This window comes from Sphingomonas silueang (assembly GCF_040049155.1).
In the GTDB taxonomy this organism is placed as follows: Bacteria; Pseudomonadota; Alphaproteobacteria; order Sphingomonadales; family Sphingomonadaceae; genus Sphingomonas; species Sphingomonas silueang.
Genome location: NZ_JBDZDK010000016.1, coordinates 62,456 through 85,570, shown reverse-complemented (window position 1 = coordinate 85,570; position 23,115 = coordinate 62,456). Strand labels below are relative to the sequence as shown.

Here is a 23,115-nt window from a genome sequence, read left to right as displayed (position 1 = left end):
CCAGGGTCGCCGGCGACTGGCCCGCCACCCGCTGGGACGAGCTGATGCCGTGGAACTGGGTGCCCCAGACAGATCAGCCAACAGCCCAAGCCGCATAAACTGCGGTCCTCACGCCACGCTTACGCAGATCGAGCGGCTGCGGCCGTTTTTTCCCAAGAGTCACGGCAAGCCTCGGGTGGATGACCGGCGGGTGCTGAGCGGCATCGTGTTCGTCAACCGCAACGGGCTGCGCTGGCGCGATGCGCCCAGTGTCTACGGGCCCCACAAGACGCTCTACAACCGCTGGAAGCGTTGGGGCGAGGCGGGCGTGTTCACGCGGATGATGGAAGGTCTGGCTGCAGTCGGCGCCGAGCCGCAGACGGTCATGATCGACGCGACCTACCTGAAGGCACACCGCACGGCTTCGAGCCTGCGGGTTAAAAAGGGGATCTTGGCCGCCTGATCGGGCGCACCAAGGGTGGCATGAACACCAAACTCCATGCCTTGGCCGATGCGAATGGGCGCCCCTTGAGCTTCTTCATGACCGCGGGCCAAGTCAGCGACTACACCGGTGCCGCAGCGCTGCTCGATGACATGCCCAAGGCGCAGTGGCTGCTTGGCGACCGCGGCTACGACGCCGACTGGTTCAGGGACGCCCTTCAGGCCAAAGGCATCCAGCCCTTCATCCCGGGCCGGCGCTCGCGCAACGAGCCGGTCAGATACGACAAGCGCCGCTACCGGCGCCGCAGCCGCATCGAGATTATGTTCGGCCGTCTCAAAGACCGGCGGCGCGTTGCCACCCGCTACGATCGCTGCCCCACGGCTTTCTTCGCTGCCGTCGCCCTCGCTGCCACTGTCATCTTCTGGCTGTGATCAACGAGTCCTGACCCTAGGGTGCCGACCGCTCGGCTATTTCGCGGCCAGCAGGGTGAACTTGTGAATCTGCGGCGGTTCAGAAAACAGTTCTTCTGCCTTGTCCATCAGTGCGGCGGCAACCTTGCCGTCGAGATGGGCCTGCCGATCCTCCTCTGTGTCGAACGTATCGAAGATCGCGTACGCACCGGGACCTTCCTCGATCGCATACCAGGTCAGAGTGCCCGCCTCAGCTTGAACGAGCGGCAATGCCGAGGTCAGGAAATTGGCGACATCACGCTCTTTTCCGGGCTTGGCCTTCAGTGGTACATAGAGGGCAAGTTTGGGCATAAATGACTCCTCAAGTGAAACCGACAGTCATTATTCGGCAGAGTAACGGAAGAGCGGGCCGGTACGTTCCCCATGAGGCGGAGCACACGCGGCCCCGCCTCCTCGTCGAAATCAGAACTGCTGTGCGGTCGGCCGGATGACGATCGCGTTGACGTCGACGTCATCAGGTTGTTCGACAGCGAACGCGATAGCACGCGCCACCGATGCCGCCGGGATGGCCTGCTTGTAGAAGTCCAGCACCGTCTCGGCAGCCGTACCCGACGTCGTGAACTTCAGGTCGCTCTCGACGGCTCCGGGCTCGATCGACGTGACGCGGACCTTCTCGCCCACCTCCTGGCGAAGACCTTCGCTGATCGCGCTGACGGCGAACTTGGTGCCGGAATAGACCGTGCCGCCCGGGGCGAAGACCTTGATGCCGGCGACCGAACTCAGGTTGATGATGTGGCCGCTGCCCTGCTCCAGGAAGCCGGGAAGAGCCGCGGCGATGCCGTAGAGCGTGCCCTTCAAATTGACGTCGATCATCTGGTCCCACTCGTCGGTGTTGACCTCGGCCATCGGACGGATCGGCATCAGACCGGCGTTGTTGATCAGTACGTCGAGACGGCCGAAGTCGGCGACGATCGCGGCGACGACGGACTGGACCGCCGACTTGTCAGTGACGTCGAGCGCATAGGCGCGTGCCGTTCCGCCGTTCTCGGCGATCTGCGCGACGACCTCGTCGAGCTTGTCCTTGCGCCGTGCGGCGATGGCGACCTTCGCACCGCGTTCGGCGAGAAGACGCGCGGTCTCGGCGCCGATGCCGGTGCTCCCGCCGGTGATGAGAACAACCTTGCCTTCGATACCTTTGGTCATGACTGTGTTTCCTTCACTTCAGATTTTGATTTTTCGCTGGGTCGCGGCTCCGCGCCAGCGGTAGCCGCGTGGATGAACGAGGCCCATAAGGCCCGCGCGAAGCGCAGGTGCCAACAGGCCGATCATCCGCAGCTCCTCTATGTAGAACGGTTGTGCCAGCAGCGCCGACCCCACCCATTCTTTAAGCTTGCCCATGGCAGCACCCTTAGGTCGCGGAGACGGGGTTGAGGACAAACGCGGCGCGCTCGGCCAGATCGCCGATCTGAGAGAGGTAGTTTTGGAAGTGGGGCGTCGCGCGGTGGGCGGTAACCGCATCCGCATCCGCGTACAGCTCGTCGAGGACGAAGCGGTTCGGATCGCTCTGGTCCTGCCAGAGATCGTAGCGCAAATTGCCCGGTTCGGCACGGCTTGGCTTTAGCATGGCGTCGAGCAGAGCGCGCAGGCGGTCGACGGTATCCGCACGGGCGGTTAGGACTGCGACGATCTTCACGTTGGCGGTCATGGCACCATATCCTGGCCTGGTTATATTCGAAGCGGGGCGCATCCTGAGCGCCCCGCCCGTCATCCTGGTACTCACGCAGCGGCGCGATCGAGGGCTTCGATCAACGCGTCGGCCATGGCCCGGTCCGACGCGGGATTCTGACCCGTGATCAATTCCCGGTCCACGACGACATTCGAAGCGAAGTTCTTGTCGGTGACAGAGACGTCGCCACCGGCCGACCGCAGCGCCTTTTCCATGTCGAAGAAGAGTTCGCCCTTCAGCACTTGCTCCTCAGCGATCTTCTCCTCGCTCGCCGAGAAGACGGTCATGCGGTAGCCTGAGTAGATCCAGTCTCGCGCCAGGTCGGCCGCCCCGGCGTCATCGCCTTCCTCCAGCGCCTTGCGGAAGGCCGGAGCATCGTCGAGCGCGGAGACAACGACCACCGGTCCGTGGCAGAGGAGCGCGGTCGGCTTGGCCGCCGCGTGGAAGTGACGGAGGATCGTGCCCGCATCGCGGTCCTGCATCAGATCGACGATGGGCGCGTGACCTCCCGGCACGAACACGCCAACGAAGCCGTCCAGACCCTCGTCGACGACCGATTTCAGCGTGCGGACGTCGTTCATGGCCGGGTGGCTGGCGAAGAAGTCCTTGGCGCGCTGGTATGCCGCCTCATCACCGCCAAAGTGGTCCTTCGTGTCGGAACCGGCGTCGATGTGCGGCTTGGTCCCATTGGGCGTGGCGAGAACAATATCATAGCCGGCGTCGAGCACTGCCAGCGCGGGGACTGCCGTTTCGTTGAGATACTGACCGACCGTTGCGGTACTGCCGCCACGCAGACCGAGCTGTGTCGCGTTCGATCCAAGAACGAGAACCTGACCCTTGCTCATCTGAACCTCCATGTTCGCGGCGCCCGTCGCCGATGGATGGGAAATGGGCCTCGTTGATATATTCTAGAAGTTTATCTTTCTAATGTCAGATATACGTCTGACAGGATGACTGCATGCGCTACGATCTGAACCTGCTGCCGATCTTCGTCGCGTTGATGGAGGAGCGCAGCGTCACGCGGGCCGCCGAGCGAATGGGCATGACACAGCCCGCCCTGTCTAATGCCCTATCGCGTCTACGACTGATGCTTCAGGACCAACTGTTCGTCCGCGAGCGCTACGGCATCCAGCCGACCCCGATCGCGCTTGAACTCTCACCGCTGATCGCCGAGGCACTCGCCCAGCTCGACGACGCGGTCCTCGGTCAGCAGGCCTTCGACCCCTTACATGCCGAACGGCTCTTCACGATCGCGCCAAACGGCTATGTCGAGTTCGTCCTCGTCCCCGCTATCGTGGCGCGCCTGGAGAAGGTCGCCCCCGGCATAAAGCTTCGTCTGACGCCCTACGGGAACGATCTTGTGGAAACAGGCGTCGTGTCAGGCACGACGGCGCTCGTGCTGGGCCGCATCGTCGATCCGCCCGACAACCTCGTCGTCCAGCACCTGATGGACGAAGGGCTCGCCTGCGCCGTCCGTGCCGACCATCCGGGGGTCGGCGATGTCATGACGCGCGAGCAGTTCGAGACGATGAAGCATGTCAACATCGTGCCGCCCGGACGGATGCGCGCCGGGCTGTTCCAGGCGCTGGCGCAGCAGCAGCTGAAGCGCGACGTCGCAATCTCCGTGACAAACTTCTTCGCGGTAGCCGAGATGGTGGCGGTGACCGACTATTGCGCCACCTTGCCCTCGCTCATCTGCAGGCGGCTGATGCACGACCCCCGGCTGAAGATCCTGCCGGCTCCGGTCGACCTTGGCAGCTTTCCCGTGGAAATGGCTTGGCACGTCCGCTATCGGCATGATCCCGCACACCGCTGGTTACGGGCGCTGATCGGCGCGATCATCACCGACCTCACGGGGAAGACGGCAGCGGCAATCACGCCGTCGCCAGCCTGAGGACGATGTCGAACCGCGATGTCGCTTGTGCGTATCCCGTACGCGACAGAGTTCGCTATACAGCCCCTGACAATAGGATTTATCATGCGTGCAATCGGCTACCAGCAGCCCGGAACGATCGATCGCACGGAAGCTCTCGTCGATATCGAACTTCCCGATCCCAACGCTACCGGCCGTGATCTCCTCGTCGAGGTCAAGGCTGTCTCGGTAAACCCTGTTGACACGAAGGTGCGCGCTGGCTCGGGTTCGATGCACGGTGATTGGCGTATCCTGGGTTGGGATGCCGCCGGTGTCGTTCGCGCTGTTGGCCCTGAAGTGCGCGGCTTCGAACCGGGCGACGAGGTGTTCTACGCGGGCAGCATCGGCCGCGATGGGACCAACGCCGAGCTGCACCTGGTCGACGAACGCATTGTCGGAAGGAAGCCGGCCAGCCTCGATTGGGCAAAGGCAGCGGCGTTGCCGCTGACGGCGATTACCGCGTGGGAGACCCTCTTCGAGCGATTGTCCGTGCGAACTCCTGTAGCTGGTGCAGCACCTGCGCTGTTGATCATCGGCGGTGCCGGCGGGGTCGGATCGATGGCGATCCAGCTTGCCCGGCAGGTTCCCGATCTCACGGTCATCGCAACGGCATCACGCCCCGAGACACAAGCCTGGGTGCGTGAGCTCGGCGCCCACCATGTCATCGATCATCGTCAGCCGTTGGCGCAGCAGGTAGCGGATCTCGGCATTGGCGCGCCGGCTTTCATCTTCTCGGCCACGCACACCGACGAGCATATCGAGCAGATCGCCGAGCTGATCGCCCCGCAGGGACGTTTTGCACTCATCGACGACCCCAAGACACTCGATGTCGTCCCGTTCAAACGAAAATCAGTGTCGACCCACTGGGAGTTCATGTTCACCCGGTCCATGTTCGAGACTGCTGATATGGAAACGCAGGGTCAGATCCTGTCGGCCATCGCCAGCCTCGTGGACGCCGGCGAGGTGCGCACCACCCTCACCGAACGGTTCTCCCCCATCAACGCCGCGAACCTTAAGCGCGCGCACCAGGCGCTTGAGAGCACTACCGCACGCGGCAAGATCGTCATCGAGGGTTGGCAGTGATGCGGTTCACGCTCACTCAACGTCCGTCGCGCCCGCGGCCCCCGCTGCACCAACTGAAAGGGACCAAGCCTCGGCGTAATCGATGCCAGCCATGTGCGGTTGTGGGCGTCGCTTTCGCTGGGTCACTGATATCTACAATCGTAAAAGACCGTGATGTTTCGAGATAGCAGACGCGGTCCTCGGGTGAAAACTCGGGACGTCTGCTAGCTTGGCATCTCACCAATCGGTGCCAAGAGCGGGGAGTGCTTCGGCTAAGAAGTCAATCCACGCCCGCGTCTTGGCGGCGGGGCGCCGCGTCGGGTGTGTGATGGCATACGCCGCTCCCAGCATCATAGGCGGCTCGTCCAGCTCAAGCTCGCTCAACTGACCGGCGCGAAGCGCCTCTGCCGCAATAAAGCGTGGCCCATAGACCAGCCCTTGGCCCGCGATGGCAGCGCGAACCAAGGCCTCGCCATTGTCGGAACACATCGATCCTGAGATCGGCACCTTGATCGTCCCGTCTTTGCCGAACGCCCACGATGTCGTTCCTGCAAGCGACGCGTTGGTGTGGCCCAGACAATCGTGATCGCCGAGATCGGCCAGGCGGGTTGGCGTTCCCCGCCTCGCCAAATAAGAGGGGGCGGCACACAGCACGACGCGCATCGCCACGAGTTTGCGGGCAACAAGCGCACTGTTGGCGAGGCGCCCGATCCGTACGGCGACATCCCAACGCTCTTCCAGCAGGTCGACGTAACGATCGTTGAAGCCCAGTTCGATCGTCACCTCGGGATGACGTGCGGAGAAAGCAGGGATGAGTGAGGCAAGGTGCAGAACGCCGAAGGTGGCGGGCGCACTGACGCGCAGCAGTCCCTGGGCAGTGATCGAGCGCGACGATGCCTCCGCCTCGGCTTCTCCGATCTCCATCAGGATACGTTCGGCCTTTTCGAAATAGTCGGTGCCTGCCTCGGTCAGCGACAGCCGACGCGTCGAGCGCTGGACCAGCGTGGTGCCGAGCCGCGCTTCGAGGGCGTCTAGGTGCTTGGCCGCCATCGCCGGCGACATGTGCAGATCGCGTGCGGCAGCAGAGATGCCACCGAGCCTGATCGCCTTTACGAACACGTCCATACCCGTCAACCGATCCGCCATGATTTCCTACCCGTGGTTGAAGCTGACTCTTCTACGTGGCAGATTATCATTGCGCGATAGTGCGCACATATCCCGGTCAACAGATCGAACAATGATCCAGGCGGCCTCCGTGGCGCCTGCACCGGAGTGTATGACCATGAGCGTCCAGCCTACCTACTTCATCCCGCATGGCGGCGGCCCCTGCTTCTTCATGGACGATCCGCGCGGCGTGTGGAGCGGTATGGAAGCGTTCCTGCGCAGCCTGCCGAACTCGCTTGCCGAGAAGCCCAAGGCTATCCTCGTCGTCTCGGGACATTGGGAGACGGACGGCTTTGCCTTGACCGGCGCCGAACGGCCCGAGCTGATCTACGACTATTACAACTTCCCGCCCCATACCTATCAGCTGCGCTACGACGTACCAGGCTCGCCCGCGCTCGCCGCCCGTGCCGCGGCCCTGCTCAAGGATGCGGGCATCCCCTCGTCTGTCGACGCGAAACGGGGCTTGGATCACGGCGTGTTCGTGCCCCTCAAGGTGGCCTTTCCGGATGCCGACATTCCGCTGATCGAGATGTCCGTCGAGCGGGGGCTGAACCCGGCCCTCCATGTCGCTGCCGGGCGCGCCCTCGCGCCGCTGCGTGAGGAAGGTGTGCTGATCCTGGGTTCGGGCATGAGCTTCCACAACATGCGCGCCTATGGCGACCCGCGCTCGACGCCCGGCTCGCAGGCGTTCGACCAGTGGCTGGCCGAGAGCATGGAACTGGATGGTGCGCAGCGAGCCGAGCGTCTGGCGCATTGGGCCGATGCGCCATCGGCGCGGTTCGCCCATCCGCCCGCCAAGGAGGAGCATCTGCTGCCCCTGATGGTCGCGGCCGGCGCGGCCGAAGGCGAAGGCGCCCGGGTCTATGCCGAGGAAGTGCTGTCGACCGCCATCTCGGGTTTCCGTTTCAACTGATCTCACCGCGTCACTGAAGGAGAATTATCATGACCATCGCCGTCACCGGCGCGACCGGCCAGCTTGGCCGTCTCGTCATCGAAAGCCTGAAGCGCAAGTCGACCGGCGAGCCGATCGTGGCGCTGGTGCGCTCGCCCGAAAAGGCCAGCGACCTGGGTGTCGAGGCACGCGCGTTCGATTACGCGCAGCCTGAGACGCTCGCTCCGGCACTGGCCGGGATCGACACGTTGCTCTTGATCTCGTCGAGCGAGGTCGGGCAGCGCGAGGCACAGCACCGCAACGTCATCGAGGCCGCCAAGACGGCGGGCATCAAGCGTATCGTCTACACCAGCCTGCTGCACGCCGACCGATCGCCGATCAGCCTAGGCGAGGAGCACCGTGCGACCGAAGCGCTGCTGGCGTCCTCCGGTATCCCGACGACCCTCCTGCGCAATGGCTGGTACACCGAGAACTACACCGGCTCGATTCCCGCAGCCCTGGAGAATGGCGCGCTCGTCGGCAGCGCTGGCGAGGGACGCCTGTCGCTCGCGACCCGCGCCGATTATGCCCAAGCCGCAGCCATCGTGCTGACCAGCGACGGCCATGAGGGCAAGACCTATGAGCTGGCCGGCGACGACGCGGTGACGCTCGCCGACCTTGCCGCCGAGATCTCGCGCCAGACCGGCCGCGACATCCCGTACCGCGACCTGCCGCAGGCCGAATACGCTGCGATCCTGAAGCAGGTGGGCCTGCCCGAGGGCTTCGCCGAGGGAGTTGCGGCATGGGACGTCGATGCCTCGAACGGTGCGCTGTTCGATGACGGCCACCAACTCTCGAAGCTGATCGGACGTCCGACGACACCGCTGGCCGACGCCGTGCGGGCGCAACTCGCCGCGCAGGGCTGACGTTACGGACAACCCCGACCGATAAAGATCATCCCTGGAGATAGCGCATGAACATCGACCTTTCCGGCAAGACGGCGCTCGTGACAGGTTCGACGGCCGGCATTGGCTTTGCGATTGCGAAGGGGTTGACGGCGGCCGGGGCGATCGTCGTCCTGAACGGGCGCGACGAGAGCCGCACGCAGGAGGCTGTTGCCAAGCTGAAGCGTGAGGTCGGGGATGCCGATGTGCGCGGTGTGGCCGGAGACGTCGGAACGGAAGCCGGATGCGATGCCATCGTATCCGCGCTTCCAGCGGTCGACATCCTGGTGAACAATGCCGGCATCTTCGGCCCGCAGGACTTTTTCGAGACGCCGGACGCGGAGTGGGAACGCTTCTTCCGGGTCAATGTGCTGTCGGGCGTGCGCCTGTCCCGAGCCTATCTGCCCGGGATGCGGGACAAGGGCTGGGGTCGCGTGCTGTTCCTGTCCTCGGAATCCGGCCTGAACATCCCGGCGGACATGATCCACTACGGCGTGACCAAGACCGCCGACCTTGCCCTATCGCGTGGCCTAGCCAAGCGCATGGCAGGTACGGGTATAACAGTGAATGCCATCCTTCCCGGTCCGACATTGTCGGAGGGCGTGGCCGAAATACTGGCGGACGAGGTGACCTCGGGCAAATCGTTGGAAGAGGCTGGCGCCGATTTCGTCAAGGCGCACCGACCGTCCTCGATTATTCGGCGTGCTGCCACGGTCGAGGAAGTCGCCAACCTGTGCGTCTACATCGCCTCTCCACAGGCGTCCGCGACCACCGGTGCGGCGCTACGCGTTGACGGCGGTGTGGTGGATACGATCGCCTGACTTTCAGTTTGTCCTATCCCGATTGGGAAGGGCGGCCAGCACGACCAATGCGCGAGTTGCACGACAGACGGCAAGGCGGGTGCCGTTTCCTGAACTGCTTGTCGAGCGTGGCGAAACGGAAAGCCAGACCGCCAGAAAATCGACCGGGGCTGTTGAAAAATGCGCCGCTGGTGGCCGGTCCGGTTGAGGGCAAGATGACACCCCAAGGTTTCGGGATCCCGTCTCGCATGGGATCCCAATCGGTACGGGGGCCGGAGTAGCCAACGTCAGCTATGCGCCTTGCTTTACCCAAAAGCGGCCGGTCCGCTAACCACCATTCTAATCCAACTCACGGTCCTTTTTCCGTGCGGAAAGAACCTTCAGAAAAAGCCGCCAAATTCATGCGGAGTCTGTTTGAGATCTAAATGTATCAAGGACCATCGAGCACCTACCCCAGGAAGACCGCTGCCGATAGGCACTCGCCGCAGCACGGCAGCGTGAAGCTGTCCGGTTAAAAGCCGTGGCCGGGCAGAGGGTACAGATCGTCAAGCCGCGATCATCGCCGGAATGAGCGGTCGAGCTTCGCTTGGGTAAAATACGCCGACGCCTTGCGCAGGATCTCGTTGGCCTGTCGCAGCTCGCGGACGTCGCGTTCCAGCGCCTTCATCTTGTCAGCGACCTCGGTCGGGACGCTAGCGCGCTTGCCGCTGTTCCCCTCCGCCTTCTTTACCAACTCATGCACCGTCTACGGGATGCAGCCGATCTTCTCGACAATGGAATCTACCGCCGCCCATCGCCATGGGTGATCGCGCTCGTGATCCAGCACCATCCGTATCGCTCGCTCGCGGACCTCAGGCGCGCACCTGTTCGTCGTCTTGCTCATATAGGCTCCACCTTCTCAGGAGTTGGAGCCTCCGACAAACCCAGGGCGGTTCATACCCCCCGCGACGCTGCGCTATCCTAATGTCAAATCTGCAGCTTCGGCGGCCAGCAACTGTAGAGGCGCAACCCGACGAACCAATGCGCGATGAATCGCGTCAATCAGAAACGGAACGCCGCTTTCAACCAGAAACTGTCACCTTGTGTACGGTTGGTTGCCGACAATTCATGCTGCCACTGAAAGGCGATCGGCACCTTGCCCGCCTGATAACGGACGAGCGGTCCAAGCGCGAACACCTCCCCCTTGTTGCCGTTAACGCCGACACGCGCGCCGTTCACCTTGTCGTCCGTCGTCTGCTTCAAATAATAACCGGTGATGCCCACCGTAAGGGGATTGAAATTATACGCCGCAGCGAAGTCGACGTGTGCGGCTTGGCCGGAGCGGTAGTTGGTATCCCGGTTCTTCGTGTTGAAGTCGTACATCAGCTTCAGCGACACTTCCGGGCCAGGACCCTTGGGATTGAAGTGGGTCACCGCGAGCACCGGTTGGAATGTCCAGTAGTTGTTACCGAGATTAGCGAGATTGGTGCGCTTGTAGCTGCCGGTGGGTACGAACGTGTCCATCGTTGCGACAAAGAAGGTATTCTTGCGTTGCCAGCCGAGCACGAGCGGATTGACGATGATATCGCCGATGCCGAACTTGTTCTGCCGCGCACCTCCGGCGTGGACGTTGACGTTGATGATCGGCACGAACGCCTGCGTCGCGACCGATGCGCCAAGCACCTTGAAATTGGTGACGTGGACAAAGCGCGGAATGTCGCCGACGATATTGACCGAGAAGTCCGGCGGCCCCGCGCTGTTGCCGTTGTCATCGTTCAGGCGATCTGCGGTGTAGTAATAGCCGTAATTGAGGAGGTACGTTCCGGGTGGCGGAAGCGCAGCGATTGTGAGCGCCTCAGCGCCGTTTGGATAGGCGGTGCGGCCGCCTTCTGACGCCAGCGCCGGCGTTGCGGCTGTAGCAGTCACGATCGCGGCTGCGCCAAGAAGATGGTTTTTCACGACATTCCCCCCTTTGCTTCGGACGCAAGTTTCCAATCAGCGGCATCAGCCGCCGGCTCGCGTTTCGGTTGTTGTTTTACTCAGAGCTTCTTGAAGAACGGAGATCGTACTGATTTCTCGGCATCGGCCGCGGTAACGAACTTCTCGACGAAGATGTCGCGCTCGAACAGGCGCCCCTTCATCAACGCGCCGATCCCCGCCTCGATCATCGGCGGTGGACCGCAAAGATATGCTTGATGGCCAGTGAACCGGCCAGCGAACAGACGCTCAGCGGCTTCGTGAACATATCCGGTCTCGCCTTCCCAAGCATCCTCAGGCTCTGCTTGCGACAGCACAGGCACATAGCGGAACGTGGGATTCTCTTCGGCGAGTTTGCGGAAGAAATCGGTGTAGTGGAGATCGTGCGGGCGACGCGCCCCGTGTATCAAGGTGATCGGCTGATCGTAGCCTTGCCCGATCAACTCAAGTATCATGCTCTTGGGACTAGATAATCCAGAGCCACCGGCGAGGAAGATCAGCGGCTTGTTTGCCGAGCGGCGGACAAAAAAACGGCCGAACGGACCCGCGAAGCGGATCTGATCGCCGACCTTCAGGTGCTCGTGCAGATGCGTCGTCGCCTTTCCACCAGGCACGAGGCGAACGTGCAACTCGACGATGTTAGCCTCGGCCGGGCTGCTCGCGATCGAGAAAGCCCTTGTCCCCTCGATGCCGTCGATCGACAAGTTGACATACTGGCCAGCTTGAAAGAACACGCCCTCGCCCGCAACATCGAGCCACACGCCCAAGATATCGGGTGTCAGCATTTCGAGCTTGCTGACCGTGCCGACATGATCCGCGACCGCGATGCGCCGTGCATCGGGATCGTCGTCGATGTCCGCCTCGATCGTCACGTCGCCTTGTATCGTCGCGACACAGGCGAGCGTTGCGCCCTCGTCGCGTTCGAAATCCATCAGCGCGAACGAACTGGCGGCACCGTGAGCTACCTCCCCCTCCAATACGGACACCTTGCAGGTGCCGCACAGGCCGTGGCCGCAGGCGTGCGGCAGATAGAGGCCGGCACGAAGGCAGGCGTCGAGCAAGGTCTGGCCCTCCGCCACCTCTACAGTGTCGCCAGTGGGTTCGATCGTCAGCGTTGCCATGGCGTTAGGCGTTGCCGCCCTCTTGAGTCCAGAATCGGATCAGCGACTTATGGCCGACCCCCAGCTCACCGAGGCTCTTTTCGGGCGATGGCGACCAGTTCTCCCCGTCGAGCATCCAACGTGCCCGGCCGAGATCCACGGACGCCCAATCCGGATCGATGGAATAGAGTGACGGGAGGATCTCGGCCGTCAGGGCTCCGAACGGTACGTCGCGCGGAAGCGGAAGGGTGATGGCCGAACAGAAGTTGTTATGGCCTTCCCAATGTACGAATACGAGCTGCGCACCGTGAAAATTTTCCACGCGATCACGGGTCGGTCCCGAGTAGCCGGAATGGAGAGCGGCTGTGGGCATTTGATGTCCCTTCCTTATTCTGCTGCGGCTGCAAAAGGTGGCGCAGGGCGACGCCCTTCCATCCACTTTTCCCACTGGGCCTCTTCGGGCGAACCGGCATAATCCATGTTATCGGCGCCCTTGTTGATGTGGTACCAGTCCAGCACCTCTGGAACGGTCGCGCCGCCGCAATTGCCCTGGAAGATCTGATGCACCGGGAGCCATGCTTGCGAGAACTTTTCCGGCTCGTGATCGAATATGTCCTTACAGCCGTCCGAACAAGTATGATACTTGTCACCACCGAACTCGGAGACACGAAAGCTGATCGTGGTCGGATCATCCACTTCAGTGAATGCCATCGGGACTTGACACACCTGACAGAGCTGCGGCAGGCCGTTGTTGTAGAAGCGCTTGCCCTGATTGGCCTGATCACGCCACTTGAGATAGCGCTGTTCGTAGAACTGTTCAAACGTGTCAGGATACTTCTCACGCAGCCATGCCAGATGCTGGTCGTCGACGTCCCAAGTATGGACTGCGGCCGCATGGGTATAGTTGTAGAAGATGGTCCACGCCTGATGCGAGATGTGGCCCTTTTCCTTCTTGGCGATTTCCGCATACTTTGGTTCGCGGATACCGTAGCGGGCGAGATCGGCGAACAGTGCGCCACCTGCCTGCTCGTAATAGGTTTCCCAAGCCTCTGCCCAGGACATGACCTTCTTGGGCAGCATGTAATCCATCATCATGCCGACGAGCGTCAGGAGACGGTATCCGCGCCAGAACCACTTGTCGATCCAGCCCTGAACGATCGGTACATTGGCCTCGTCCTGCTCCAGCAGGAAGCGCACCGCCTCCAGCCCCAGCGTCATGTGCCGACTCTCATCCGACTGCGCCGAGAAGCCGAACGTGACCGTCGCCATGTCGCCATTATAGGCGGCGCCCGACATGAACGGCACGAACAGGAGATTGGTCAGCACATATTCAAAGGCGAAGCTGATCGAGGTCAGGAACTCGAATGGTCCTGCCGTGCTCGCATCGTCGAAGAACGATTTCGGCACCGACAGATACCATAGGCGGTCGTGCATGTGGGTGAAGTCATGCATGCCGTCGAAAAACTTGTTGTAGTGGCTAATCGTATGAATCTGCGTCTGGCAGTGACGCAGCTCGTCGATCGACTGCATCTGCGCGGCGACGCGGAGACCCGCCCCCGGTAGATGACGCGCCAGATGCGCGAAGTGTCGGTGCGCTTGGTACTCCAGCGGCGTCACGGCCTGGATGAAGAGCTTCACCGCATTGAGGTAGCGCGCATCGGTGATACCGAGCTGACCATTATTCTGCGCCATCGAATCGATCACGGCGTAGAGCTTGCGCTCCTTTTCCGCTTGGAACTTCCAATAGGCGTCCATGGTCAGCTTGAAAGGGTCTTCCCAAGCGTCCCAGTCATGCACCTTGATCCCTTCGTATTTCGCGAAGGGGAAGATGTCGTCCTTGTTCTGGTAGCTCGGTTCCCAGTCCAGGCCACGGGTGAAGTGACCGTACTTCTGCTTCAGATTCAGTTTGCGGGCTGTCATAACTGCCTCCAATAAACTGCAAAGTAATCATCATCCTCGTCGACCGTGCCGGACAACGAGATGACGGACATATGGATTTCCTGCGGGTCCCAGTCTCGGCCGAGCCGCTCTGACACGCTGTTGGCGCGGATCTCGAGCCGACCCGGACAGTCGATTTTGGTCATCGCGTGCATGGATCGGCGCTGGGCACCGGGGTTGTCGGCCATGATCGCGTCAGCGATCGCAGCCCCCTCTTGCGAGTTCTGCAAGGTGATCGATACGGGCTGCTGCTGGGTCACGCGGCCAGTTCCTTCTCGCCCAGCGCGCCGAGGCCGATCATCCGCTTACGCAGATCGGCCGCAGCTTCCGCAACCGCAAGCAACCCGCGATCGCCGAGCACCCTGTCTGCGATTGGCCGCACCGCCTCTTCGGCTCGGCGGGTCCAGTGGTCGAACCAGTCTTTGAGTACCTTTCGATTGCCCCCGGACTCCGCTGCCGCCGTCTTGATGACGGCATCGGTCCACCGGCTGTTGTCGGCATACCAGTCGGCAAGAAAGCCGGTCATCATTGATAGGGGTGCACCGTTATGCGCGGCCCCGGCGCGGTCGAAAGCCTGCGTCACCAGTGGATACACATAACCATCAAGGACGACGAGCTGGGCAACGAAAACCTCAAACCAGTCGCGAACCACGAGCAGGTCTTCAGCGAGCCGACGCATCGGCTGCCATTCCGGCGCCTCCATCCACTCCGCCTTGGCTGCGACGAGCGCCTCGTCGGTGCCGGCACCGACCACCAGGCCGATACGCGAGATGATCTGCGCGATCCCGAGTCGATCGGTGCCGCAAAATGACGCTGCCGACGTGATCTGCGTGCCATAGCCCCAGTCGGCGATCAGCTGGCAGTTCATGTTTGCCGCCCATTCGACATGGCGCAACGGCAGGAGATAGCCAGCAAAGACCTTGAGCCAGTCCGCGTCGACGTTTCCGATCAAGTCGCGCTTATCGACGAAACCGACAGCATCGTCGAATGACTGCTGCATCGCCGCACGATTGATGTTGTAGGTCGCATAATAGAATTGCCGTGGATCGCGGAAGGAATACCAATCCGCCATTTCGACTGCGGTGCGGCGCGGATCGAAAAGCTCGCGTTCGAGATCCCAAGTCGGCCGATAATGAAAATTTGTCACGGGCTGAACGTCGAATGTCGCTTCCTCATAGCGTGAGGCGGGTTTGTCGACCCCGAAACGACGCGCGATGTGCGAAAAGGTTTGCCGGCGCGGCGTGATCGCTTCGGCCTGGATATCGATGTTCATGCAAGCGCTCCGACGGTATGGACGGGAGCCGATGAACCCGCGACAAGGCGCAGCACGGCAGCGCTCTCTGCCGGGTCAGCGGCGGTGACAAGGCAGCGGTTCTCACCGCAAAATTCACGGAAAGCGGCGACGGGTAGCACCAGCTCGACGCTTAGGTCAGGATCGCCGTAGACGAAATCGAACTGGACGATGCCGCGGTCGGTCACGCCGGTAACCACCGCCTGCAATTTGACGCGACGACCGGATTGTGACGGAGCGTGTTGCACTTCCAGCATGACACCTCTTCCTCGAACAGGCCCCTAGAGGGGCTCTTTGATCTTAGGAGAGTGTCCCACCGAGCGATGACCCGCAAATATAATATAGGCACATCCTGATGCCGAAACGGTATTGCCCACGCCGCACGAGTCACGCACATAAAAGGTATGGCCCGCAACCTGACGTCGACCGAACCGCTTGCCGCGACCACACCGGGGATCGACGTGCGCCGCTTGCGTTACTTCCTCGCCGTGGCGGAGGAGTTGCACTTCGGCCGTGCCGCCGAACGTCTCCACATCGCCCAGCCCGCGCTCAGTCGCCAGATAGCGAATCTGGAAGCGGGAATAGGTGCCTTGCTGTTCGACCGCACCCGCAGCGCGATCGAGATGACTGCCGCCGGCGATGCGTTGCTGCCACGCGCGCGCGACATTCTCGCGCGCGTCGCTGATGCTGCGCGCGTCGCAAAACGTGCGTCGGAAGGAACGGTCGGCGTTATTCAGGTGGGTTTCGTCAGCTCAGCAACCTACTCCATCCTGCCGGGTGTCTTTAACCGCTATCGCGCCGCGCATCCTGACGTGGAGCTGGTGCTGCACGCTTTGAATACTGCGGAACTGAGGATCGCTTTGATCAATCGCTCGATCGACGTTGCCTTCGCGAGACCTGGGATTGGTGATCCGGAAATCGTCAGCGAGGTCGTGCAGCGCGAGCCGCTTGCAGTCGCACTACCGGAGGAAGATACGCTCGCGCAGCAGAACCACATTGCATTGAGCGATCTCTCTCAGCGTCCTTTCGTGATATATCCGCGACACCCGCGTCCGAGTTTTGCCGATCACATTCTCGAGCTGTGTCGCCGCGAAGGATTCACACCGACGATCGCGCAGGAGACACTTGAGATCCAGACCGCACTGTCGCTCGTGTCGGTTGGCGCGGGGGTGTCCATCGTGCCCGAGTCAGCCTCCGAGGCGCAGCTAACCGGCGTAGCCTATAGGCCATTCCTCGGCGACGCACCGCAGACACAGCTCAGCCTTGCGTATCGTCGCGACAACCGTTCACCCGTGGTCGCCGGCTTCTGTGCGCTCGTCCGTGATCGGCGCGCCCGGTAATCAGCCTGTGAGGTGATCGAGCATCGCGGCCGTGAATTCACTCGGCTGCTCGACATTCGAGAGATGAGCCGCATCGACTATGCGCAAGGCTGCGCCCGAAATCGTCGTAGCCAGCGCGCGCGCATGTTCAGGGGGAGTTGCCGGATCCGCGCTGCCGCCAATGACGAGCGTCGGTACTTCTACCAGTGCCGCTGTCCGCCGCTGATCCATGTCGCGGATCGCAGCGCAGCATCCAGCATAGCCGACAGGACTTGTCTGCCGCAGCATGGTGACAATCGGCAAGATCGCCTCAGGCGACGAGGCGACAAAGTCAGGGGTGAACCAGCGCATGATCGAGGCATCGGCGAGCGGTGCAATGCCATCCCTGAGCACTGCTTCGATCCGGGCATCCCACCCGCTGGGTGGTCCCATGTAAGCAGTGGTATTTGCCAGGATCAATCGGTCCAACCGTGTGATCTCACGCACGCCGAGCCATTGACCGACCATGCCCCCGAGCGAGAGGCCGCAGAAGTGGAACCGCTGGATGCCGAGCGCTTCAGTCAGTTCCACCACGTCACGACCGAGCCGGTCGATGCTGTAGCCACCGCTCGGCGCATCGGACGCACCATGCCCGCGTTGGTCATAGCGCAACACGAGAAACTTCGCCCTGAGGGCATCAAGCTGGGGCGCCCACATACCCATGTCGGTGCCAAGTGAGTTGGACAGAACGAGGACGGGAGCATCCACCGCCCCCTCGAGACGATAGGCGAGCGTGCAGCCGTCACCCAGGCTCATGCGCTCCATCACACGCGTTCCAGCAAAAGGCCGATGCCCTGCCCCACGCCGATACACATGAAGGCCAGAGCATAGCGGCCTCTCGTGCGGTGCAATTCCTCGACCGCTGTCATCACGATCCGGGCACCCGACATGCCGAGGGGATGACCCAAAGCGATCGCGCCGCCATTCGGGTTTACGCGCGGATCGTCGGACGCGACGCCGAGATCGCGAAGCACAGCGATGGCTTGGGCCGCAAAAGCCTCGTTCAGTTCGATCACGTCGAGATCGGCCATCGACAATCCGGTGCGCGCGAGCAGCTTGTTCGCCGCTTCGATCGGCCCGACGCCCATGATCCGCGGCGCAACACCTGCCGAGGCCATTGCGAGAATGCGCGCGCGCGGCGTGAGGCCGTGTCGCTTTGCGGCGGCCTTCGAACTGATGAGCATCGCTGCGGCGCCATCATTCAGACCTGAGGCATTCCCTGCGGTCACCGTCCCGTCGGCTCGAACGACCGGCCTCAGCTTGGCCAACCCCTCGAGATTACTCGCGCGCGGATGTTCGTCGGCGGAGAAAACGATCGGCTCAGTTCCACGACGCGGGATCGTGACCGGCACGATTTCTGCTGCCAAGCGGCCGTTGGCCTGGGCTGCTGCCGCCTTGCGCTGGCTGGCAAGCGCGAATGCGTCCTGCTGTTCACGCGTAACCTGCCACTGCGCCGCTACATTTTCGGCGGTCTGCGGCATCGTGTCGACACCATAAGCCTCGCGCATCGCCGGATTGACGAAACGCCAGCCCATCGTGGTGTCTTCAATACGCTGCCCGCGATCGAACGCCTCTGCCGCTTTGCCCAGAACATAGGGAGCCCGCGTCATGCTCTCGACGCCACCGGCGACGATCAGTTCGGCGTCCCCCGACCTGATCGCCTGCGCGGCAATGCCGACTGCGTTCAGCCCGGACCCGCAAAGCCGGTTGACCGTCGCTCCGGGTAGAGCATCCGGCAGTCCGGCCAACAGCAGCGCCATTCGCGCGACGTTGCGATTATCCTCGCCCGCCTGGTTGGCGCAACCGAGGATAACATCGTCGCCTTGCGCCCAGTCGATCGAAGGATTGCGCGCCGCCAAAGCCGCAAGCGGGACGGCCGCCAGATCGTCGGCGCGAATGGTCGAAAGGCTGCCGTTCAGACGCCCGATCGGCGTGCGCACGGCGTCGCATACGAACGCTTCGGTCATGCGGCGCGCGCCTGCGCTGCCGACACGTCAAGCGCAGGGCCGGTCTTCGCGCCAATCTCCTCTATTGTGACCCCAGGCGCCAGTTCGACAAGGCGCAGTCCGGGCTTGTCACAGGCGATCACACCAAGGTCGGTGACGATCAGATCGACGCACGCCTTGCCAGTCAGCGGCAGACTACACGTCGGCAAGATCTTCGGCTCGCCGGCCTTGTTCGCGTGGTCCATCACGACAACCACGCGCTTGACGCCGGCGACGAGATCCATCGCACCGCCCATCCCCTTCACCATCTTGCCGGGAATGGTCCAGTTGGCGATGTCGCCTCCCTCGCTGACTTCCATTGCTCCAAGTACCGTCAGATCGATGTGGCCGCCGCGGATCATCGCGAAACTGTCAGCGGAAGAGAAGAACGATGAGGTCGGTAGCGCAGTGATCGTTTGCTTGCCCGCGTTGATGAGGTCAGGATCGGCTTCACCTGCGAAGGGAAACGGTCCCATGCCCAACATGCCGTTCTCCGATTGCAGCGTCACGTCGATGCCATGCGGGATATGGTTGGCGACCAGTGTCGGAATACCAATACCGAGATTGACATAGTATCCGTCGCGCAATTCACGCGCGGCCCGCGCGGCCATTTCGTCACGACTCCACGGCATCAGACGGCCTCCCGCTCGCGAATGGTCAGCTTCTCGATCCGCTTCTCGTTGATGGTGCTCTTCACGATCCGGTCCACGTAGATGCCGGGTGTGTGAATACAGTCCGCGTCAAAGGTGCCCGGCGGCACGATCTCTTCGACCTCCGCCACGGTAACCCTGCCTGCGGTGGCCATCACCGGATTGAAGTTGCGCGCCGTCTTGCGGAACATGAGGTTTCCGGCCGTGTCGGCACGCCAGGCCTTCACGATTGCCAGATCCGCGCGCAGCCAAGTTTCGCGGACATATTCCTCGCCGTCGAAGCTTTCGACGGGTTTACCTTCTGCAACGACGGTGCCCACCCCGGTCTTCGTGAAAAAAGCCGGGATACCCGCTCCGCCCGCGCGTATCCGCTCGGCAAGCGTACCCTGCGGCGTCAGCTCCAGCACCAGCTCGCCCGAGAGATACTGCTGCTCGAACAGCTTGTTCTCGCCGACGTAGCTCGAGATCATCTTGCCGATCTGCCGCGTCTCCAGCAGCATCCACAATCCGAAGCCATCGGCGCCGGCGTTGTTGGAGACGACGATGAGATCGCGAACGCCGCTGGCGCGTATCTCCGGTATAAGGCTCTCGGGATTACCCGAGAGCCCAAACCCGCCCGACATGATCGTCATGCCATTGAAGAGTAGTCCATCCAGCGCGGCGGCTGGCGTGTCGTACACCTTGTTCATCTGACCGCCGCTCCGGTCTCAGGCTGCCGCACGAGTACGGGCGGAGAAAACGCCGTCCTCGTGGGAGGCGGAATGCTGAAGCTCGAAATCGAACGCGACGTAAGCACTGTCTCCCTGGCGTTGCGGCACAGGCAGCAGCCCTTCCCGCGTAGCGAAGGCGAAGTCATCATTGGCGAAGGGATCGTCGCCGAAGTTGATCTGCGTTGTCAGTGCACGGTATCCGGGTGCTTCGACGAAGAAGTGGACGTGCGCCGGACGATTGCCGTGGCGGCCGATCGACTTCAGTAGCCGATCCGTCGCGCCATCGGGCGGAACCGAATAGCCGTTCGGCATCTTCGAGTGGAAGGAATAGCGGCCGTCCGGTCCGATTTTGATCCGACGGCGATTGTTGAACGGCGTCTGAGCTCCGGTGGGATCGAAGTGCGAGTAGAAGCCGTGCGAGTTGGCGTGCCAGACGTGGAGGATTGCGCCATCAGGCGTCTCGCCCTTCGGCCCCTTGATTTCACCGGTCATGTAGAGGGTACCGGTTTCGTCCGGGTCATCGCTGAGATTCACGTCGCCTTCGACGAGCGGCGCACCCTCGACATAAAGCGGCCCCTCGATGGTCCGTGGCGTGCCACCGCTCTGGCCGGCCTCCTTATCCTTGGCGTCCATGTAGAGGTCCATGAAGTGCTCGAGGCCGAGCCCTGGAACGATGAGCCCGAATTCACCCACGCCGTCCTGGAAGAACTTGATCGCCGACCAGAACTCACTCTCCGTGATGTCGTACTTGGCAATGACAATCATCACCGCCTCGACGAGATCGCGCGTGATCGCCTTGATGCGCGGATCACCGCCTTCCACGGTTCCGCCGCTGGCGCGATCGAGGAGGTTCTGTACCTCCGGTGTCTGCACGAAATTCTCGTTCATCGTTCCTCTCCTTGGCGTCTTATTTAATGACTGGTCAGCGATCGTCGTCATGGATCGACGATGGATGCCTGCACAAAGCGGTGACCTTCACTTCCATGTACGGAAACAGCGGTAGCGTGCTGAGCAGATCGTGAAGTTCTACATTGCCGGGCACGTCGAAGATGCTGACGTTGCTGTAGCGCCCAGCGACGCGCCAAAGATGACGCCATATGCCTTGTCGCTGGAGATCCTGTGCGCGCGCCTTCTCCTCGGCTTTGAGAGCCTCGATCATCCCGGCATCGGCATCGTGCGGGATGCGCACGTCCATAGTGACGTGGAATAACATCGTCTCAACCCACCGCCTGAAGCGGCATCACTACCGTGGTACGTAACGGCCGATCACGACGCAGCGCGGCGATTGCCTCCGCTCGCGGCTCAATACCGAGACCTGACGCGGTCGGCAGCACGAGCGAGCCCGCCTCGTATCGTAAAGGTTCGGCGAGCAGTTCCTCGGTCAGGAGCAGCGGGCCGAACAGCTCGGTGCCGTATTCGAGCGCGCCAACGGTGGAAAACACGTGGGCGGAAGCGATTGTTCCGATGCCGCCCTCCAACATGGTGCCGCCGTAGAGCGCAATTCCAGCAGCCTCCGCGATGCCGGCCAGCTTCTTAGCCGCTGACAGTCCACCCGCCTGTGCAATCTTGATGGCGAAGACGTCTGCGGCATGTCCGCAGGCGAGCGAATAGCCGCTTTCCGGTCCGTGCAGCGCCTCATCCGCCATGATAGCGACGCAGCCCATCTGGGCCAGCCGGGCCATGCCTAGATTCTGGGTCGCGGGGATCGGCTGCTCGACCAGGTCGACCCCTGCATCAGCAAGCATCGGAAGCGCGCGCTTTGCCGTCGCTTCACTCCATGCCTGGTTGACGTCGACCCGCACGCTGGCGCGATCGCCCAGCGCCCGTTTGATCGTGGCGACATGCGCGACATCTTGCTCGAATGGGCGTTTGCCGATCTTGAGCTTGAAGGCATGGTGTCGATCCCGCGCCAGCATATCCTCCGCCTCTGCGATGTCACGATCCGTATCGCCGCTTGCCAGCGTCCACAGCACGGGCAGCCGATCGTGCAGTCGCCCGCCCAATAGTTCACTGACGGGCACGCCGACGCGCTTTCCCTGCGCATCGAGCAAAGCGGTTTCGATCGCGTTCTTGGCGAAATGGTTCGCCACGATATGACGACGCAGCATCGCCATCGCCGACGCAGGACGCGCGTCGCTGCCAATCAGCACCGGCGCGACGTAGCGATCGATCGTCAACTTGATGCTCTCAGGGCTTTCAGCTCCGTAGCTGAGGCCGCCAATCGTTGTTCCCTCGCCAAAGCCAACGATTCCATCGGAACAGAGCAGTCGGACGATTACGATCGTCTGTGACTGCATCGTTGCGACAGACAGCACGTGTGGCCGGATCGTCGGCACATCTAGAATGATAGTCTCGACGGCGTTGATGGTAACGCGTGTCATCGCCTCGTTCCTCTCCTTAGCTATGTGAGGCTAGGAGCATAAGCTGATCGTGAAAAATGCCGATTTGGTTGGCCTAGATACCTTTTCGGCATCGGACTAAGGCGCTGAATGCGATCCACGGAGTCGCGGCGGCCCGGTTTTATGTCCCGCAGCCAGCTATCGCAGACACGATGCCAGGAAGAACGCCAGAGCCATCTTTCTAGGCCGTTTCACGTTAGAAACGGATTACACCGCACCGCGCAATGCTTTCGCCAGCATCATCGTCAGCTCCTCCAACGTATAAGGCTTGGACAGCAGCTCGAACCCTTGTGCGCCGCCTTCCGTCACGGCAGAACTGTACACCCGTCGCCCCGCCACCGACGATCGCCACTGTCACCCACCACGACAAGCTGATGAGAATTGGTACGGGAGAATGGATCTGCCATGACGTAAACAA

General features: G+C 62.1%; 27 protein-coding genes and 1 pseudogene. 7 read left to right on the top strand and 21 right to left on the bottom strand.

Annotated elements, in window-relative coordinates:
* Positions 1 to 94 precede the first annotated feature (94 nt).
* Positions 95 to 852 (top strand): IS5 family transposase gene (locus tag ABLE43_RS15065; protein WP_348979201.1). Its coding sequence is split into 2 segments (ribosomal slippage): positions 95 to 428 and positions 428 to 852, totalling 759 coding nucleotides; the frame shifts between segments, so codons are not numbered across the junction.
* A gap of 36 nt (positions 853 to 888) precedes the next feature.
* Here ABLE43_RS15065 and ABLE43_RS15060 read toward each other — a convergent pair.
* The 5 genes from ABLE43_RS15060 to ABLE43_RS15040 form a co-directional block, all read right to left on the bottom strand.
* Complete coding sequence (locus ABLE43_RS15060; RefSeq protein WP_037093999.1) at positions 889 to 1,182, bottom strand: putative quinol monooxygenase; 294 nt, start codon at positions 1,180 to 1,182, stop codon at positions 889 to 891.
* A gap of 111 nt (positions 1,183 to 1,293) precedes the next feature.
* Positions 1,294 to 2,034: an SDR family oxidoreductase gene (locus ABLE43_RS15055; RefSeq protein ID WP_062126408.1), complete on the bottom strand. Its 741-nt coding sequence runs from the start codon at positions 2,032 to 2,034 to the stop codon at positions 1,294 to 1,296.
* Positions 2,035 to 2,052: 18 nt separating this feature from the next.
* Positions 2,053 to 2,229 (bottom strand): hypothetical protein, encoded by a 177-nt coding sequence (locus ABLE43_RS15050; protein ID WP_348979199.1) that lies wholly within the window; start codon positions 2,227 to 2,229, stop codon positions 2,053 to 2,055.
* A 10-nt stretch (positions 2,230 to 2,239) separates the two neighbouring features.
* Positions 2,240 to 2,536 (bottom strand): putative quinol monooxygenase, encoded by a 297-nt coding sequence (locus tag ABLE43_RS15045; protein WP_062126405.1) that lies wholly within the window; start codon positions 2,534 to 2,536, stop codon positions 2,240 to 2,242.
* A gap of 71 nt (positions 2,537 to 2,607) precedes the next feature.
* A complete protein-coding gene (locus ABLE43_RS15040) occupies positions 2,608 to 3,402 on the bottom strand; it encodes a type 1 glutamine amidotransferase domain-containing protein (RefSeq protein WP_348979198.1) in 795 nt (264 codons plus the stop codon).
* A gap of 113 nt (positions 3,403 to 3,515) precedes the next feature.
* On the opposite strand from ABLE43_RS15040, the gene ABLE43_RS15035 reads away from it, so the two are divergent.
* The gene (locus ABLE43_RS15035) at positions 3,516 to 4,451 is read left to right on the top strand and encodes a LysR family transcriptional regulator (RefSeq protein ID WP_348979197.1); all 936 of its coding nucleotides are present in this window, start codon (positions 3,516 to 3,518) and stop codon (positions 4,449 to 4,451) included.
* 84 nt (positions 4,452 to 4,535) lie between these two features.
* Entirely contained in the window at positions 4,536 to 5,552 is a 1,017-nt protein-coding gene (locus ABLE43_RS15030) for a zinc-binding alcohol dehydrogenase family protein (RefSeq protein ID WP_348979196.1), read from the top strand.
* A 216-nt stretch (positions 5,553 to 5,768) separates the two neighbouring features.
* On the opposite strand, the gene ABLE43_RS15025 is transcribed toward ABLE43_RS15030, so the two are convergent.
* Positions 5,769 to 6,677 (bottom strand): LysR family transcriptional regulator, encoded by a 909-nt coding sequence (locus tag ABLE43_RS15025; RefSeq protein WP_062126398.1) that lies wholly within the window; start codon positions 6,675 to 6,677, stop codon positions 5,769 to 5,771.
* A gap of 130 nt (positions 6,678 to 6,807) precedes the next feature.
* Between ABLE43_RS15025 and ABLE43_RS15020 the strand changes: the two genes are divergently transcribed.
* Genes ABLE43_RS15020 through ABLE43_RS15010 form a run of 3 tightly spaced genes read left to right on the top strand, consistent with a single transcriptional unit; the run spans position 6,808 to position 9,331 of the window.
* A complete protein-coding gene (locus ABLE43_RS15020) occupies positions 6,808 to 7,608 on the top strand; it encodes a DODA-type extradiol aromatic ring-opening family dioxygenase (RefSeq protein ID WP_348979195.1) in 801 nt (266 codons plus the stop codon).
* A gap of 29 nt (positions 7,609 to 7,637) precedes the next feature.
* Positions 7,638 to 8,492 (top strand): SDR family oxidoreductase, encoded by an 855-nt coding sequence (locus ABLE43_RS15015; protein WP_348979194.1) that lies wholly within the window; start codon positions 7,638 to 7,640, stop codon positions 8,490 to 8,492.
* A gap of 47 nt (positions 8,493 to 8,539) precedes the next feature.
* A complete protein-coding gene (locus ABLE43_RS15010; protein WP_348979193.1) occupies positions 8,540 to 9,331 on the top strand; it encodes an SDR family NAD(P)-dependent oxidoreductase in 792 nt (263 codons plus the stop codon).
* Between the two features lie 530 nt (positions 9,332 to 9,861).
* Here ABLE43_RS15010 and ABLE43_RS15005 read toward each other — a convergent pair.
* The 8 genes and pseudogenes from ABLE43_RS15005 to ABLE43_RS14970 form a co-directional block, all read right to left on the bottom strand.
* Positions 9,862 to 10,193: pseudogene (locus ABLE43_RS15005) on the bottom strand (transposase); the annotation flags it as partial.
* A gap of 158 nt (positions 10,194 to 10,351) precedes the next feature.
* Entirely contained in the window at positions 10,352 to 11,248 is an 897-nt protein-coding gene (locus tag ABLE43_RS15000) for a SphA family protein (protein ID WP_345907793.1), read from the bottom strand.
* Between the two features lie 80 nt (positions 11,249 to 11,328).
* The gene (locus tag ABLE43_RS14995) at positions 11,329 to 12,387 is read right to left on the bottom strand and encodes an NADH:ubiquinone reductase (Na(+)-transporting) subunit F (RefSeq protein WP_345907792.1); all 1,059 of its coding nucleotides are present in this window, start codon (positions 12,385 to 12,387) and stop codon (positions 11,329 to 11,331) included.
* Positions 12,388 to 12,391: 4 nt separating this feature from the next.
* On the bottom strand, positions 12,392 to 12,739 hold the full coding sequence (locus ABLE43_RS14990) for a phenol hydroxylase subunit P4 (protein WP_062126686.1): 348 nt from the start codon (positions 12,737 to 12,739) through the stop codon (positions 12,392 to 12,394).
* A gap of 14 nt (positions 12,740 to 12,753) precedes the next feature.
* Positions 12,754 to 14,286, bottom strand: a complete 1,533-nt coding sequence (locus ABLE43_RS14985; RefSeq protein ID WP_348979192.1) for an aromatic/alkene/methane monooxygenase hydroxylase/oxygenase subunit alpha — start codon at positions 14,284 to 14,286, stop codon at positions 12,754 to 12,756.
* Positions 14,283 to 14,564 (bottom strand): MmoB/DmpM family protein, encoded by a 282-nt coding sequence (locus tag ABLE43_RS14980; protein ID WP_345907790.1) that lies wholly within the window; start codon positions 14,562 to 14,564, stop codon positions 14,283 to 14,285. The genes ABLE43_RS14985 and ABLE43_RS14980 overlap by 4 nt, the downstream gene beginning before the upstream one ends.
* Entirely contained in the window at positions 14,561 to 15,577 is a 1,017-nt protein-coding gene (locus tag ABLE43_RS14975; protein WP_345907789.1) for an aromatic/alkene monooxygenase hydroxylase subunit beta, read from the bottom strand. Before ABLE43_RS14975 ends, ABLE43_RS14980 begins: the two co-directional genes overlap by 4 nt.
* On the bottom strand, positions 15,574 to 15,852 hold the full coding sequence (locus ABLE43_RS14970) for a phenol hydroxylase subunit (RefSeq protein WP_345907788.1): 279 nt from the start codon (positions 15,850 to 15,852) through the stop codon (positions 15,574 to 15,576). Before ABLE43_RS14970 ends, ABLE43_RS14975 begins: the two co-directional genes overlap by 4 nt.
* Before the next feature lie 147 nt (positions 15,853 to 15,999).
* Here ABLE43_RS14970 and ABLE43_RS14965 point away from each other — a divergent pair, with 147 nt between their 5' ends.
* Complete coding sequence (locus ABLE43_RS14965; protein ID WP_272815810.1) at positions 16,000 to 16,935, top strand: LysR family transcriptional regulator; 936 nt, start codon at positions 16,000 to 16,002, stop codon at positions 16,933 to 16,935.
* On the opposite strand, the gene pcaD is transcribed toward ABLE43_RS14965, so the two are convergent.
* From pcaD to ABLE43_RS14930, 7 genes are read right to left on the bottom strand one after another with little or no spacing between them, the layout of a single operon-like run.
* Positions 16,936 to 17,709 carry a 3-oxoadipate enol-lactonase gene (gene pcaD / locus ABLE43_RS14960; RefSeq protein WP_425475277.1) on the bottom strand — a complete coding sequence of 258 codons (774 nt, stop codon included), beginning with the start codon at positions 17,707 to 17,709 and terminating at the stop codon, positions 16,936 to 16,938.
* Between the two features lie 8 nt (positions 17,710 to 17,717).
* The gene (gene pcaF / locus ABLE43_RS14955; RefSeq protein WP_345907786.1) at positions 17,718 to 18,920 is read right to left on the bottom strand and encodes a 3-oxoadipyl-CoA thiolase; all 1,203 of its coding nucleotides are present in this window, start codon (positions 18,918 to 18,920) and stop codon (positions 17,718 to 17,720) included.
* Positions 18,917 to 19,570 carry a 3-oxoacid CoA-transferase subunit B gene (locus tag ABLE43_RS14950; protein ID WP_345907785.1) on the bottom strand — a complete coding sequence of 218 codons (654 nt, stop codon included), beginning with the start codon at positions 19,568 to 19,570 and terminating at the stop codon, positions 18,917 to 18,919. The genes pcaF and ABLE43_RS14950 overlap by 4 nt, the downstream gene beginning before the upstream one ends.
* Positions 19,570 to 20,277, bottom strand: a complete 708-nt coding sequence (locus ABLE43_RS14945) for a CoA transferase subunit A (protein ID WP_345907784.1) — start codon at positions 20,275 to 20,277, stop codon at positions 19,570 to 19,572. Before ABLE43_RS14945 ends, ABLE43_RS14950 begins: the two co-directional genes overlap by 1 nt.
* An 18-nt stretch (positions 20,278 to 20,295) precedes the next feature.
* Positions 20,296 to 21,186, bottom strand: coding sequence for a dioxygenase family protein (locus tag ABLE43_RS14940; RefSeq protein ID WP_345907783.1), 891 nt, complete (start codon positions 21,184 to 21,186; stop codon positions 20,296 to 20,298).
* Positions 21,187 to 21,220: 34 nt separating this feature from the next.
* A complete protein-coding gene (catC, locus tag ABLE43_RS14935) occupies positions 21,221 to 21,511 on the bottom strand; it encodes a muconolactone Delta-isomerase (protein WP_062126717.1) in 291 nt (96 codons plus the stop codon).
* 4 nt (positions 21,512 to 21,515) lie between these two features.
* Positions 21,516 to 22,679 carry a muconate/chloromuconate family cycloisomerase gene (locus ABLE43_RS14930; protein WP_345907782.1) on the bottom strand — a complete coding sequence of 388 codons (1,164 nt, stop codon included), beginning with the start codon at positions 22,677 to 22,679 and terminating at the stop codon, positions 21,516 to 21,518.
* Positions 22,680 to 23,115 lie beyond the last annotated feature (436 nt).